Origin of the sequence: Trinickia terrae (assembly GCF_005144415.1) — a bacterium.
GTDB classification, from domain to species: domain Bacteria; phylum Pseudomonadota; class Gammaproteobacteria; order Burkholderiales; family Burkholderiaceae; genus Trinickia_A; species Trinickia_A terrae.
Map to the genome: position 1 here is coordinate 99,440 of NZ_SWJE01000020.1, position 14,345 is coordinate 113,784.

The window sequence follows — 14,345 nt, forward strand, 5'->3', positions numbered from 1 at the left end:
GATAAACGGTATGGGGAAGGTAGGCGCTAGGGTGCGGGTTGATTAGTGCAAACTTTCAAATTATAGCTTGAAATGGGGCTTCCCTCAATCGCGAAATGGTGACGGATAGCCGTTGGAGAAACAACTGAAGAGACCATCGCCGATGGTTGCTCAGCGGCGCGCCATGCGCCATGCGAACCCGCGCTGCCGCGATCGTACACCCGCCGAACGTCACGGAGCACAAATGAAAACGCCGCCACACACGTGACGGCGCATGAAAAAAACGAGAGGTGATCGGAGCGCCCTTCATGCGCTGCCCCCGCAGCACATGGGTTCACCTTCGTAGAAGCCGCTTATTGTTGCTTGTGCTTCTGCGTCCCGGCCGCAGTCTTCGGGCGGCTAGCTGCGGCCTTCGACGCCTTGTTGGTCGAGCTCGACGATCCGCCGGCCTTCGACGACTTGGACTTGCCGGCCGAGTCCGCCACCTTGACGGCCTTGGCCGTCGCCTGCCCCCGACCCATCTTGCTATCGTAGCGCGAATTGGACTTGGCGTCCGGCGCCTGGGCGTCGACCTTCTCGATTCGGCCGCCGGCCGGGATCGACGTCGCGATCTTCTGCGGACCAGGTTCGGCCGGCATCGCCTTGCCGACCGGCACGTGCAGTACGATGACCTGCCCAGGCATCACGACGTCGCGGCGGGTCTTGTTCCACCCCTTCAACTGCGCGATCGACACACCGTAGCGGCTCGCGATCGCCGACATCGGCTGCTTGCGGCGCACGCGGATCAGCATCTTGCGCGTATCGGGGACATCGGGCTCCATCGCGAGCACCGCGCTTTCGGCGACGTCGGCGCTGATGTCCTCGTCGTCATCGTCGGCGCGAGGCACGACGAGCGTCGAGCCCGACTTCAGGCGCATGCCCGCTGGAATCTTGTTCACCGACATCAGCGTGTCCGCGTCGACACCGATCTTCTCGGCAAGCGCCGCGGGCGTCGTGCGCTCACTGACCGTGTAGGTGGTCCACGAGGACAGCGAGCCACTATACGACTTCAGGTTGCGCTCGAATGCGCTCGCGTTGTCGAACGGCAGCAGGATCTGCGGCTGCGTGGCGCCGAGAATCACGGGCTTCGAGAACGACGGATTGAGCGAGCGGAACTCGTCGGTCGTCATGTCCGCGAGCTTCGCGGCCGTGGTCACGTCGATGTCGTGCGCGGTCGTCACGGTCACGAAATAGGGGTGGTTCGGAATGTCCGGCAGCGCGAGGCCGTACTGCTGCGGGTTCATCACGATGTTCTTGACCGCCTGCAGCTTCGGCACGTAGTTGCGCGTCTCGTTCGGCATGCGCAGGCTTTGGTAGTCGGTCGGCAGACCCGCTGCCTGATTGCGCGCGATCGCGCGCTGCACGTTGCCCTCGCCCCAGTTGTACGCCGCGAGTGCCAGGTACCAGTCGCCGAACATGTCGTGCAGGCGGGACAGGTAGTCGAGCGCGGCGCTCGTCGACGCCAGCACGTCGCGGCGCTCGTCCTGCCACATGTTCTGCTTGAGGTTGTACGTCTTGCCGGTGCCAGGCACGAACTGCCACATCCCCGCCGCCTTCGCGACCGACAGCGCCTGCGGGTTGTACGCCGATTCGATGAACGGCAGGAGCGCGAGCTCAGTCGGCATGTGCCGCGCCTCGAGCTCCTCGACGATGTGATACAGGTACTTCTGCGACCGCGCGGTCATGCGCTGCACGTAGTCCGGGCGCTGCGCATACCAGCTCGCCTGCATGTCGACGAGGTCGCTCTGCAAATCGGGCATCTGGAAACCGCGGCGAATCCGGCCCCACAGATCTGTGTCCTGGCTCTTCAGCTGATCGACCGAGCTGTTGTCGACATCGATGGTTTCGTTGGCGGCGGCGGTCTTGCGGAGGGTATCGGATACGGCTTGAGGGTCGGATGCTGCAGTGGAATTGGACGCTGTCGGGCCTTGGCTCGCGCACGCGGCGAGCAATAGAACCAACAGCGCGCTGAAAATAAATCGCATGGAACGTCTCGGCTTCCAAAGGCTGGAAATTGCAGGCGATGGTACGGAAGTGCGTCCTGTGCGTCAATAAGAAAAAGATGAAAAAAAACCTGCGAAATCCGAGGGTTGGAGCGCGTTCTCTAGTATTGAGATGAGCTTGTCCCTCAATTCTTCATGTGTTCAGCGGAATCGATTTTTCCACTCCCGCATCAGCGTGAACGAGGTCAGGCGATCCGGCACCGTTTCGTGCAGCTGCTCGGCGAGCGTGTCCCGGACCGCCACGACATCGGCGCGAAGGAACGGATTCACGGCGCGCTCGTGGGCGATCGTGGTCGGCAAGGTCGGTTCGTTGCGCGCGCGAAGCGCGAGCGCTTCGTCGCGCCACGCTTGCAACTCGGCATTGCCCGGTTCACAGGCAAGCGCGAACTTGATGTTCGACAGTGTGTACTCGTGCGCGCAATGCACCTCGGTCGCGCCGGGCAAGGCCGCGAGCGAATCGAGCGAGTCCAGCATCTGCGCCGGCGTGCCTTCGAAAAGGCGCCCGCATCCGCAGGCGAAGAGCGTGTCGCCGCAGAACACGTGCGGCGTGCCGCGCGGGTCCGCGGCCTGGAAGTACGCGATGTGGCCGCTCGTGTGGCCGGGGACGTCGAGCACCGCGAACTCGGCTGCCGGCGACTCGACGCGCACGCGATCGCCGCCGCGCAAGCGCTTGGTCAAACGGTCGATCGACTCGCCGGCCGGGCCGTAAACCTCAAGTGGTTCCGATGCCGGCTGCGTCCGCAACAGCTCGACTACTCCGCCGACGTGGTCCTGATGGTGGTGCGTGAGTAAAATAGCGGTCAGTCGCCAGCCCCGCTTCGCGAGATAGGCGCGAACCGGAGCGGCGTCGCCTGGGTCTACCGCAAACGCGTCGCGCCCGTCGGACACCAGCCAGATATAGTTGTCTTCAAATGCCGGCACCGGCACGTATTCCAGCGAATTCATAGGCGACGCCTTATTCATATGCCTGATCGATCGATTATAGACTGGCCCGCCTGGACCGATTCCCCGCCTGGGCGCTACGTGCTCGCGTGGGAGCAGGCGCAGCTCGATCGCGTCGTCTCCAACGTGTTCGGCTACCACGCGCTGCAGCTCGGCCTGCCTCAGCTCGACGCACTGCGCGAGAACCGGATGCCGTGCCGCGGGCTCGTCCTTGACGCGGCAAGCAGCGCGAGCGCGCCCTACGAGTACCCGCGCGCGAACTCGCCTGCCGGCAATGGCGAAGCGGCCACGCCAAGCGACCGCAACGCGCCCGACGGCCGCGCCACAGTCTGGTGCGACCTGCTCGACTTGCCGTTCGAAGCGCAGAGCGTCGACTTGATCGTCATGCCGCACACGCTCGAGTTCACGAGCGACCCGCACCGCCTGCTGCGCGAAGCCGAGCGCGTGCTGATGCCCGAAGGCCAGTTGATCATCCTCGGCTTCAATTCGCTGAGCCTGTGGGGCGCGCGGCAATCGTTCGGCAAGATGGCGGGGCGACCGTTCGTGCCGGCCGCCCACGACCTCATCGCGTTCACGCGCCTCAAGGACTGGATCAAGCTGCTCGGCTTCGAGCTTGAACGTGGACGCTTCGGCTGCTATCGTCCGCCGCTCGCCACCGAACAGTGGCTCGCGCGCTATGCGTTCATGGAAGCCGCCGGCGACCGCTGGTGGCCGATCTTCGGCGCGTCCTACATGGTCACCGCGATCAAGCGCGTGCGCGGCATGCGGCTCGTCGGCGCCGTGAAGGTGAAAAAGCCAGTTCTCGCGCCGGGCCTGACGCCCGCGGCCACGCAGAAAACCCATATCACCCGGAAATATGACACCTGAGCTCATCGAAATCTTCACCGACGGCGCCTGCAAGGGCAATCCCGGCCCCGGCGGCTGGGGCGCGCTGTTGCGCTATGGCACGCAAGAAAAGGAACTGTTCGGCGGCGAAGCGTCGACGACCAACAACCGCATGGAGCTGATGGCGGTGATCGCCGCGCTCGAAGCGTTGAAGCGTCCGTGCAAGGCGGTCGTGCACACCGACTCGCAATATGTGCAAAAAGGCATCAGCGAGTGGATCCACGGCTGGAAGAAAAAAAACTGGATGACCGCGGCAAAGACTCCAGTGAAGAACGCCGATTTGTGGAAGCGGCTCGACGCGCTCGTCGCGCAGCACGAGATCGAATGGCGCTGGGTCAAGGGCCATGCGGGACACCCGGAGAACGAGCGCGCCGACGCGCTCGCAAACCGCGGCGTGGCTACGCTTGCCGAAGGCTGAGCCCGTCCCGCCCTTTCTCGCGTCCTCCACTGAAACTGAATCACCGGGCTATCCGACACCATGCGCCAAATCGTCCTCGACACTGAAACCACCGGCCTCAACGCGCGCACGGGCGACCGCATCATCGAAATCGGCGGCGTCGAACTCGTGAACCGCCGCCTGACCGGCAACAACCTGCACTTCTACATCAACCCGGAGCGCGACAGCGACCCGGGCGCGCTCGCCGTCCACGGGCTGACGACCGAGTTCCTGAGCGACAAGCCCAAATTCGCGGAGATCGCCGACCAGTTGCGCGATTTCCTGCAGGACGCCGAGCTCATCATTCACAACGCGCCGTTCGACCTCGGCTTTCTCAACGCCGAGTTCGCACTGCTCGGCCTGCCGCCGTTCACCGAGACCTGCGGCGAAGTGATCGACACGCTCGTCAAGGCGAAGTCGATGTTCCCTGGTAAGCGCAACTCGCTCGACGCGCTGTGCGACCGCTTCGGCATCAGCAACGCGCACCGGACGCTGCACGGCGCGCTGCTTGACTCGGAACTGCTCGCCGAGGTGTATCTGGCGATGACGCGCGGTCAGGAGAGCCTCGTCATCGACATGCTCGGGGAGACGCAGACTGCGGGAGGCGATGCCTCTGGTCCGCGTGTCGCCCTTGAATCGCTGTCGCTGCCGGTGCTCGCCGCCAGCGACGACGAGCTTGCGGCGCATCAGGCCGTGCTCGACAACCTCGACAAGGCAATTAAGGGGACGAGCGTGTGGCGGCGCGAGCCGGCCCCGGCGGAGGCCGCCGACGCCGCGTAGGCGCTCAGGCACGCAAGCCGCTTAAAAAGTGCTTTACGAGTCCGCGAAGCTCTGACATAATTCGAGGCTCTTCGGGTGGTTAGCTCAGCGGTAGAGCACTGCCTTCACACGGCAGGGGTCACTGGTTCGATCCCAGTACTACCCACCAGAATTTGGCCGAAGACTTCTGAAACGCCTCATGGGCTGGTTTAACCGGCTCATCCGGCCAACAGGATGTTTTTGCTAGTGCAGTAACGAAAAAGCCCCGATTCGTCGGGGCTTTTTTTGTGGCAAATGGGGATATCCAACCTACAGACGCCGAACACTCCACCGCTTGCGAACAACTAGATTCGCTACCGCCACCAACACGCCGACCAAGATCCACGAAAGCACAAGGATCAGCATCAGCGCCAGCGCTGGCATATCGTCCGGGTTGGCTAGCTCGGAGTGCCCGACGAGTCGCAGCACGGCCCGTAGCCCGTCATCGAGGAAATCAGGCATCGCGATAGGCAACGCAGCGACTAGGTGCGCGAGAACCCAACCGCCCACAAGCGTTAAGAGCACATTCAGCGTAATCAACGCAGTTCGTTTCATTGCACGTCAACCGTTCCGTACGCTTTCAGAGTAGTCCCTGGGACCGATATATCCGCCCCGCTCTTCCGCAGCGCGTCGGCAAACTGAGCGAACTTCGGCGGACTCATCACCGTAATGCATCCATCGCTCAACCGCATCCGACCGACCGGATGCAATCGAAAACTACCGCGCTTAACCCGTCCGACATATGTACTGTCACCAGTCCTGCCGTTCCAAAGCATGAACCATTGCGTATGGTCGGTTGATCCGTACCCATACTTGCCCCACAGGTCGTAAAACCAACCGAAACGCCCGCCCGACTGGCGATCGACAATATAGTAGGTGCCTCTCGGGATCGGCCCGACATCTTCCCTGCCCGTGGCATTCGGATTATTGCGTCCGGCCCCATGCCCCGAGAATGCAGCCATAACGCCTACGCCAGGACATTTTAAAAAAGAAGTGCTTTGGCCGTTGAGAGCAAATGTGCAGCGAAGGGGCATGGCATTCATTTTTTGTATGAAGATTAGCCAGAATACCATCCCCTCCCGTCTTTCCGGCACAATATCGAATTGCACCATCCACCCCGACGAAAGCAGCGCCGAGTTCGCGGACTACGACAACGCGCCAATTCCTGAGCTACTTCTTAATGACAAACAACGCGAGATCCTTTCCTTTGAGCCACTTTGGACGCGGCCCGCGACCGCCCCAAGTCGCGCCGGTTTCAGGATGGCGATAGAGAGCGATGCTGCTAATGAATTTTTTGTTACTTCGTCCGAAAATTTCGGCCGACGTGAAGCCAAACGCAGCGACAGTTTCGCGCACTTTCGCTAACGTGGACTCATATTCAGCGTCTTTTGCACGCTCGATTTCCTGGTCCAACCGTTTGAGCTCAGCTTGCAGATCACGATAATTCAAGATATGTCTCCACTAATAACCCTACGGGACAATCTTAGCTGAAATGGATATAAATCGCGATGCAATACACCCTAGACAGAAAGCCCTGACAATCAGCGCTTTCTTTTCGCATGCGAATACAGTATGCAGGACAGCAATTGCGCGCTAGACATCCAGCAGCAACTGAACTGCCGACCGCCCGACGTGCGGCGCTAAATGTGCATACCGCTCTGTCACAGTAATCGAGGAATGCCCGAGCAGTTCTTTTACGACATATAGTGAGACACCGGCCATCACCAGCCAGGAAGCAAAGGTGTGCCGCAAGTCATGCACTCGAAAATCCTCAATGCCTGCGCGGTCGCATGCCGCCTGAAAGCCCTTCTGAATGGTTGTCAAACGAGCATCACCATTGACGGCGAACACCCAATTCGCCCGAGGGACGTTGACCGACAGCCATCGCCGCTGATCTCGAAGCGCGACTACAGCAGCTTCGTTGAGCGGCACCGTTCGCCGCTTCGCGTTCTTCGTGTGCTCTGGCTCGAACCATAGTATCGACTTCTCTAGATCGACCCTGGACCACTCCAGGCGCAACAGCTCATTTTTCCGACAGCCCGTGTTCAAGGCCAAGCGGATGAAGTTTGCCAAGTGCGGCCTACGCGCAAACTGGGAAGCGGCAACAATCAGGCCGTCTGACTCCCGGCGCGTGATCCATCGCACCCGGCCAGACGCTTCCCCCAGGCCAAGACGAGCAACAGGGTTCGGAAGGTCGTTCCGGTCATGCTCCAGCCGGACAAAATTGATCGCAGCAGAAAAAAAGCGCAGTTCGCGATGAATCGTCGCCTGCGATACACCCTCGCCCTGGCGCAGCGTTACGTACGCCCTGACATCCGCCCGCCGCAGCTCGACCAGCCTACGGCCACCAAAATACGGCTGCAGGCGCTTCAACGAATACAGATCACGCTGTTTGCTCCGATGGCTCTTCGCCGCCAGATAGATGCCGACCACTTCCTCAAACACCATGTATGACGCCCCACATGCCGGGTTGAATATGCGTAATAACGTCAGACAATTAGTAAGACTTTAAACGGCCGTTTACCGACCACTCAACTATCCACGTTCCCCGTTGCCATCCAGAAAACGCCTATGCCCTGGTTCCAATAGAACTGAGCGCCGTCACACGTTGCGCCGTTCCCCAGCACGCACCGATGCGCCGCCACCACAGCATCCCGCGCCTGATACTCGGGGCCGAGGTGCACGTACGTCGTCACTTCCGGCACCACGATGCCCCGGCTTGTCCAATACCGTTTCTTGTTGAACGTCGACACGTCAGAGTCTTTGCCGACGTACTTGGCGATATACGTGGCGATCCGGTGTCGCATCGCACGACCCTTGCCGCCTATCTTCTTCATGAGCGCCTGGAGCTTTCGGTTGCCAGAGCTATCGTTCACCGCGCCATCCGTGCCGAGCTTGCTAATAACCGACAGCCAAATCGAACGCAGCAGCTTCCAGTTCTGCCGACCGCTCACCGCCACGTGCATATGCCATCCGCCGCGCTCATGCCGCTCAGGCACCGCCACGTAGTGAAAATCCTGCAACCGATTCAGCCGCCGCCTGAATTCGTCCCAGGCCTTCGCCCATACCTCAATCGACGCCTCATTGCGCCGCATTGTTAGCGTCAGCATGCGATCCGCGCGGATCGCCTTGCAGCGCTTGCGAATCATGCGCTTGGATCGCTCTACGGACGTTTTGAGCGACTTCGCCGCCTTCTCCGACACATCGTCGCCAGTCTCGCTTTCCAGCTTTTCGCGCTTGCCACGCATCCCCCGGGGCCGCAGCCGCAACTCGTGAAAGCGACGTTGAATGGCAACGCTGAACGCAACGACCTCTTGCTGACCGTCTTCGAACCGCTGCGAACGAATGATGTACTCATCGCTGAACGGCCCCTCAGACTCGTATGCCGGAATCGGCTCGCCGCGCAGCGATGCTGCGTTCAATGCTTGGGGAGAGTCGTACTGATTCAGAACGCTTTGATAAGACAGCGTTTTTTGACCTACAATGCCATCACTCACGTTGGATACCTCGTATATCCGATGTTTGTCACCGCCCGGGATCGCGCCAACGATCGCCGGGTTTTTCTTTTTGCCACTCGCCCCGAACCTGATATCTTTCGCATCCGGCGGGAAACCCCAGGCTGGTGTTTTCTCAACTGGTCCACCAGCCGTCCGCCGTCTTGTCGTCCCGGGCATCCACCCCACGCATGGATACCCGGGATTTTTTTCGTCTGAGCCCTTCTCTACCTCCTGATAGAGCCTGGCTTCGTCTGCATTTCCGTTAAGTGTTAGAGGTACAAGTTTAGGCGCGCTGCGCGCGCCGGCCTCTGCGGCCTGCGGCTCGCCGTAGGCCTGCGCGCCCCCGCGCCCCGCTCACACCCCACCGCACCACCGGCAAGCCCGCCAGCGCGCTATACGCCAGCCCAACCGCACCCCGCGCGCCCGACAAAACCCGCTTGGCATGGAGGAGTCGCCGCGTTCTGGCGCGCTGCCTCCGTTCAGCCTGCCTGCCGATACCCGCTACTCGGTCCCGCAGGCCGCGCTGAGCCGCGCGGCAACCGCCACACTCCGCAGGCCCGCCATCGCTCTACCTCGCTTCGGCCACGGCGGGACACTCCTGACGCTAGACGCCTCACACCAATTACCGACTGGTAAAATCCCGCCCACAACAAACGACACCCCGGGGAAAACCAAATGAGCTTGGACGACCGCGATTGGTACAAAGAGGAAATGAGGCGTCGCGCCAGCCCAAAGCCGCCCCTACGCGGTTACGTCCACCCTGCCCTAAGGCACCTACATAAGCCTCGCTCCCACCAGCTACGCGAATTCGCCGAACCAGCCATCCTGTGGTCACTCATTTTCACGGCGACGTACTTGGTAATCGACCGCCTCATTCACACCAACAACTTCTGGACCTGACTACAGGCCGGAACGCAATTCATCCACACGCCGACGCAGACGCTTCACCTTACGTCCGAGGTCGAGATAGGCGGAGCGAATGAAAAACGCCGTCAGTACCGCAATCAAGACCATCGCAAAGATCAGTCCGCAACACACGGCGACAAGTCCATCCATCGGCAACGCACCAAACGAGGAAATCGGTGCTCCCTTCGCATGCTCGCCAGCCGATTCGAACAACTCAAAGACCGACCACGCAAACACCAGCATCGTCACAAACCACACACCCGACCTCAAAGCATCAAGCGCCAACTCACGAGCAACTGCATCCGCCTTAATCCGCTCCCGCTCCATAACGCCCCCTAGACTTTCTGAACCTGCAACACAAGCACGACCTCAGTACGCCCACTCGAGTGGGTATGACCGCCCAGGAACGCGGGCAAGAACCGCTCACGGCCATGCGTCTCGCTGTCGCTGTCCTGAATCAATCCGCCGAGCACAATCACCTCGCCATCCTTGAGCGCCGCGACCGTTTGCAATGACCTGGTGCTTTTCGTCGGCGAGTTGTTGACGCCGGTCGTCGTCGCTTCGAAGCTCGATATCTCCTCATCGATTGCGAGCTGGATAGCGTCCTGCAATACCGTTGGCGTGACGTTGAAGATGACACCCGCGTCTTGATACTCGACCGATTGAACCGGCGTGCCGCTGGTGCCCTGATAACTCACGCTTGACACCGTAGGCACCCGCTGCCCCACATTGAGCTTCACTTGCTGGCCCGACACGCAGCGCACGTTCGGCGAACTGACCTCATGAAAGCGTGAGTCAGACGCAAGCGCCGATATCGTGAAGCCCAACCGGCCTGCGCCAAACTGCAACGCCGTCGAATCCGTCTGAGTCGTGCCGCTACCGAGCTGGACGCCGACGCCGAGCAGCTTCGACACGATGCTGAAACCGGTATTACTGCCGTCCGTGTCGTCAACCTCATAGGCCCAGCCGCGAACCACGACCTCGCCCACCGCCGTATCCAGTTGCGGCAACAAGGCTTTGAGTTGCTTCACGTCGCTCACAGGCCCCGCGAAGACCAACTGATCCGCAGCCGACGCCGCCGGTGCCCGATTCACCGGCATCACGTCCGACGCCGCGGTTGGAGCACCCGCAGACACTCCCGACGCAGGACTAGCCGTGGTTGACGGCAACGGCATTTCCGCCATGCTCGACACACGATCACCGAACAGCGGTTGCACGAGCTTCAGCAGGTAATCAGCGCTGCGATAGCGCGGCGTATACACGTAGGTCTCGCGATCGACCGGCGTAGCACCGCTTTTCTTCGAGACGAAATCGACGCCGTTTCGCGTGTTGACCTCAAACCCCTGCGAATCCAAGAACACCTTCACGAACGCCCGAAGGTCTGCTGCTTTACCGTCGTACTGGAACGACACCTGACGCGTGTCCTGCAACACCTCCGAGCTGATGACGTGCGGTACATGCATCGCCTCGCCGTACAGCAGATCCACCAGTTGCCCGACGTTCACGAACCGCAGATCGAACGCCCCGCCATTGACTCGCGGAAGCGGCCGCAACGGCACCGAAGGAAGAGGCTCAACAACCACTGGCGCCACGAGACCCGACGCCGACGAGACCGGCAACGTTGGAATCGGCGGCACCGCCTCCGCCGCAAGTACCGACCACGACAACAGCAGACCACACCCTACGCGCGCCACATGTTTCATTTGCGCACCCCGCCGTCGATACCGTCACCGACCGGCCCGCCCGTCCACACCGCCACCCGCTCGCCGTCGACCATCCCCGTCACCCCAAGCCTGTCGCCCCTAAAGTCAGACGCCGACTCCCGCCGGAAACGCCCCCTGTTGTCGGCCAGCAGCACATACCCCTGCCCGTCGATCGCGAACTGACCCGCCACGTGCCACTCCTCCGATGCCTGCGAGGCCTGTGCCCTCGACGGCGACGACGAAGCACCCGGCACAGACGCGCCGAACGCACCGCCCGCACCGAACAACCCGCCACCCGACTCCGCACCCTTCGGCTTGCCGATCGCGGAGACGCCCATGAAGCCCTTCCACGCAAACACCACGGCGAAGATCAGCGCCACCGGCAGCACGAACAGCGCCTTCGGAATCACCGCCTTCGGCTTCGTGTGGAGCTCCGCGCTGGTGTACAGCTCGAAGACCTTCTTCGGGTAAAACCACGGCGTCTTGACCGCGTCTTTCAAGCCGCTGTTCGGGTTGTGCGTGTGGTCCCACTCGTACAGCATCGCCTTATGCCCGCCAAACAGGCGCTTGACGTGAACATGCCGCCCAACGAGGTCACGAATGACCTTGTTCATGCGATTCGGATGCTGCGTGATGAGCACAATGTCCACGCCGAAATGCCGATGCACGTGCAGCTTCTCGATATCCTCCGTCGGCTTCACCGAGGCCGACACGGGCGGCCAAATGCGCTGCACCTCATCGATCACAATCACGTCATTGGGCTGACAGTGCTTGTGCCACTCGCGCACCATGTCGTCGTCCCACAGCTCGTGATCAATCGCGAGATCGCGAATGCCATTCGCAACGATGCGCCGCCCTGCCTTGATCTCCTTGGGCAGCTGCGAGACCGCGAACAGCGTTTTCCCACTGCCCGGCACCCCCGTGATCAGTTGGATCGCCATCGTGCCCCCTACTTCAAAAAGAACTTCTTCATGCTCGACGCCCCGGCCATCGCCACCCGCGCACTGATCGCACCGCCGATGTACCCGAAGCCCTGAAAGACGCCGCCCATCGCCAGCACGTTCACCAGATCGGACGCAAAGCCACCGACCGAAGACGTCAGCCAGGACATCGCCGTGTTGACCGCCAGATCAATGCCGGTCACGGTCAGCACGCCGACGCCCAACGCCACCAGCGCATTGAAGATGATCGGCTGAACCAAGCTCAGAAGAAACGTCGCCCATGTCATCGTCACCACCCCAGCGTGTGCCCAGCTCGAAGGAAGACGTGCACCGCCCGCGACACCAACAAGCAGTCGATTGCCAACAGCACCGACAACACCGCGACCTCACGCCGCATCAGACTGCGCCCCCTCATTTCCCGACCCTCGCGACCAGTTGATCGACCGCATCCGTCGCCCTCTCGGTCTGATGCACCATCGACGAAATCATGTAGACAAAAAAAGCAAACATCACCGCGCCACACACCACGAGCACCTTCATGCCTTCACCCCCATTGCAACGATAAGCGCCGCCGCCAGCGCACACAGCGCCAGCACCAGCGGACGGAGCTTCTGCACAGCCGTGCAGAGCGGGTCGTACGCGAACGCGTACGGCGAACCGAGGATCGTCACCGACAACGGAGCCGGACACGTCCCGTTAGGGGGACCGATATTCCACGGCGACATCGAAACGCTGACCGAGCTCGCGACCAACGAAGGCGCAGCCGGTGCCGTCCCAAGCGACGCACACGCCGATGCATTCGGATCAGTCACACACGGATCACTTGCACTTGTCGCAGCCGTCGCCGAGGCAGAAGAAGAACCCGTACTGGTGCTCGTGCCGGTGCTCGTACTCGTACTCGTACTCGTGCCAGTGCCCGTGCTGCTGGACGGATTAACCCCAGACGTCGGATCACTCGATCCAGGCGTCGCCGAGATCGGCAACGACCCAAGCGAACCGCCCGCACTCGTGCCCTGAGTGCCAACGCCCGCCCCCGTGCCAACCGCATCGCCAACCGTTGGCGTGTAGCTCGGATTCGCGTTCTGCCACGTCGTCGCATCCGCCGTCGTAATCGGATTCGCCGCGTTATATGGAACGCCTGCATAGCCGGGCGCTTGAGACGCTGTTTTCCACAACGCATTAACCGAATCCGCCGCCAGCTCGGGATTAATCGGCTGCGCCAGCTCCGACGACGGGATGCCACCGACCGCCGTGGCAATATCCGTCGTCGTAGTCGTCGTGCTCGACACCGCCGTATAGCCCTGAAGCGGCGGGACCACGGTGTAACCCTGAGCGCTCACATCGGACGCCTGATCCTCAATAAACGTCACCGTGTTCTGCCCCGTGTTGCCGTTGAACGTGAACGACTCAGTAGCCGAGCCCTGCGCGAATCCCGCTGCGTTGCTTTCCGACAACGACACCGCCGAAAACGTGGAGGTCGACATCCCCTCATACGCCGCGTACACGTTGTTTAAGGCCGCTACATCCGCCTGCGCCAGCGCATTCGGATCGACACTGCAATCCGTACCCGTCGTCAACGACCCCGAGCTATTCAGCCTCCAGACATTGCTGTAACACCACATCCACGTTGTGGGATTCGCGGACGGTCCCGTCGCCGTCACGCTATCGCCCGAGCCAAACAGCCACGTGACCAGCTTGTCGAGCCCAAGCGCGATCGCCGCTTGCGTGATCGCCGTAATCACCCCCGAGACGACGACACCCAACCACCCCCCACCGTATCCCGCGCGAGCACTATTCACCGCACTCACCGCCACCGACTCGACGCCCTGAACAGTCTTCACGACCGCCGCGTCCGAACCCTCAAGCCCCATCGAAAGCAGCTTCTCGTAGAGCAGCCCGGACGTTTCAGTCTGCATCTTTCCGTACGTGTAGGGCGTAGTCGAATCGACATAAGTCGAAACCACGTTCCCGCCTGCACCGAACACCAGCACCGTGCCCGCCTCCGCACGCGACATGACACCGACAATCAGCGCTAGACACACCAGCCCCTTACATCGCATAGCAGCCCCCAGCCGCGAAACGACCATCACCCGAAGATGATGTAACCGGCAACCAAACAGGTCGCCACCACAACGCCGAACGACTCGTAGAACCACGTCATCGCTAACCCTCGCACGTCGAATTCAAGAAATCGCGTAGAGCACGCACGCACCACG

16 protein-coding genes and 1 tRNA gene are annotated in these 14,345 nt (G+C 61.5%); 4 read left to right on the plus strand and 13 right to left on the minus strand.

What is annotated here, in order from left to right:
- Positions 1 to 332 precede the first annotated feature (332 nt).
- Positions 333 to 2,003 carry a transglycosylase SLT domain-containing protein gene (locus FAZ69_RS29265; protein WP_136898580.1) on the minus strand — a complete coding sequence of 557 codons (1,671 nt, stop codon included), beginning with the start codon at positions 2,001 to 2,003 and terminating at the stop codon, positions 333 to 335.
- A gap of 159 nt (positions 2,004 to 2,162) precedes the next feature.
- Positions 2,163 to 2,966 (minus strand): hydroxyacylglutathione hydrolase, encoded by an 804-nt coding sequence (gene gloB / locus FAZ69_RS29270; protein WP_136898581.1) that lies wholly within the window; start codon positions 2,964 to 2,966, stop codon positions 2,163 to 2,165.
- Positions 2,967 to 2,984: 18 nt separating this feature from the next.
- On the opposite strand from gloB, the gene FAZ69_RS29275 reads away from it, so the two are divergent.
- The 4 genes from FAZ69_RS29275 (at position 2,985) to FAZ69_RS29290 (ending at position 5,212) form a co-directional block, all read left to right on the plus strand.
- Positions 2,985 to 3,830 carry a class I SAM-dependent methyltransferase gene (locus tag FAZ69_RS29275; protein ID WP_136898582.1) on the plus strand — a complete coding sequence of 282 codons (846 nt, stop codon included), beginning with the start codon at positions 2,985 to 2,987 and terminating at the stop codon, positions 3,828 to 3,830.
- On the plus strand, positions 3,820 to 4,266 hold the full coding sequence (gene rnhA / locus FAZ69_RS29280; RefSeq protein ID WP_136898583.1) for a ribonuclease HI: 447 nt from the start codon (positions 3,820 to 3,822) through the stop codon (positions 4,264 to 4,266). Before FAZ69_RS29275 ends, rnhA begins: the two co-directional genes overlap by 11 nt.
- 60 nt (positions 4,267 to 4,326) lie before the next feature.
- On the plus strand, positions 4,327 to 5,064 hold the full coding sequence (gene dnaQ, locus FAZ69_RS29285; protein ID WP_136898584.1) for a DNA polymerase III subunit epsilon: 738 nt from the start codon (positions 4,327 to 4,329) through the stop codon (positions 5,062 to 5,064).
- Positions 5,065 to 5,137: 73 nt separating this feature from the next.
- Positions 5,138 to 5,212: transfer RNA gene (locus tag FAZ69_RS29290), tRNA-Val, on the plus strand.
- Positions 5,213 to 5,352: 140 nt separating this feature from the next.
- Here FAZ69_RS29290 and FAZ69_RS29295 read toward each other — a convergent pair.
- The 11 genes from FAZ69_RS29295 to FAZ69_RS29340 all read right to left on the minus strand — a co-directional run bounded on the left by FAZ69_RS29295 (position 5,353) and on the right by FAZ69_RS29340 (position 14,120).
- Positions 5,353 to 5,637 carry a hypothetical protein gene (locus tag FAZ69_RS29295; RefSeq protein WP_240702513.1) on the minus strand — a complete coding sequence of 95 codons (285 nt, stop codon included), beginning with the start codon at positions 5,635 to 5,637 and terminating at the stop codon, positions 5,353 to 5,355.
- The gene (locus FAZ69_RS29300) at positions 5,634 to 6,116 is read right to left on the minus strand and encodes a DUF2778 domain-containing protein (protein WP_136898598.1); all 483 of its coding nucleotides are present in this window, start codon (positions 6,114 to 6,116) and stop codon (positions 5,634 to 5,636) included. Before FAZ69_RS29300 ends, FAZ69_RS29295 begins: the two co-directional genes overlap by 4 nt.
- A 136-nt stretch (positions 6,117 to 6,252) precedes the next feature.
- Entirely contained in the window at positions 6,253 to 6,531 is a 279-nt protein-coding gene (locus tag FAZ69_RS29305; RefSeq protein ID WP_136898585.1) for an H-NS histone family protein, read from the minus strand.
- Positions 6,532 to 6,675: 144 nt separating this feature from the next.
- Complete coding sequence (locus FAZ69_RS29310; RefSeq protein WP_136898586.1) at positions 6,676 to 7,530, minus strand: tyrosine-type recombinase/integrase; 855 nt, start codon at positions 7,528 to 7,530, stop codon at positions 6,676 to 6,678.
- A gap of 83 nt (positions 7,531 to 7,613) precedes the next feature.
- A complete protein-coding gene (locus tag FAZ69_RS29315) occupies positions 7,614 to 8,531 on the minus strand; it encodes a rolling circle replication-associated protein (protein ID WP_439654812.1) in 918 nt (305 codons plus the stop codon).
- 948 nt (positions 8,532 to 9,479) lie between these two features.
- Complete coding sequence (locus tag FAZ69_RS29320) at positions 9,480 to 9,812, minus strand: hypothetical protein (RefSeq protein WP_136897471.1); 333 nt, start codon at positions 9,810 to 9,812, stop codon at positions 9,480 to 9,482.
- Positions 9,813 to 9,820: 8 nt separating this feature from the next.
- Entirely contained in the window at positions 9,821 to 11,188 is a 1,368-nt protein-coding gene (locus FAZ69_RS29325; protein WP_136898588.1) for a type II secretion system protein GspD, read from the minus strand.
- A complete protein-coding gene (locus FAZ69_RS29330; RefSeq protein WP_136898589.1) occupies positions 11,185 to 12,129 on the minus strand; it encodes a zonular occludens toxin domain-containing protein in 945 nt (314 codons plus the stop codon). Before FAZ69_RS29330 ends, FAZ69_RS29325 begins: the two co-directional genes overlap by 4 nt.
- An 8-nt stretch (positions 12,130 to 12,137) precedes the next feature.
- Positions 12,138 to 12,416 (minus strand): DUF2523 family protein, encoded by a 279-nt coding sequence (locus FAZ69_RS29335; RefSeq protein ID WP_136898590.1) that lies wholly within the window; start codon positions 12,414 to 12,416, stop codon positions 12,138 to 12,140.
- A gap of 124 nt (positions 12,417 to 12,540) precedes the next feature.
- Positions 12,541 to 12,669, minus strand: a complete 129-nt coding sequence (locus FAZ69_RS34280) for a hypothetical protein (protein ID WP_255451588.1) — start codon at positions 12,667 to 12,669, stop codon at positions 12,541 to 12,543.
- Positions 12,666 to 14,120: a virulence factor TspB C-terminal domain-related protein gene (locus FAZ69_RS29340; RefSeq protein ID WP_169708800.1), complete on the minus strand. Its 1,455-nt coding sequence runs from the start codon at positions 14,118 to 14,120 to the stop codon at positions 12,666 to 12,668. The genes FAZ69_RS34280 and FAZ69_RS29340 overlap by 4 nt, the downstream gene beginning before the upstream one ends.
- Between the last annotated feature and the right edge of the window lie 225 nt (positions 14,121 to 14,345).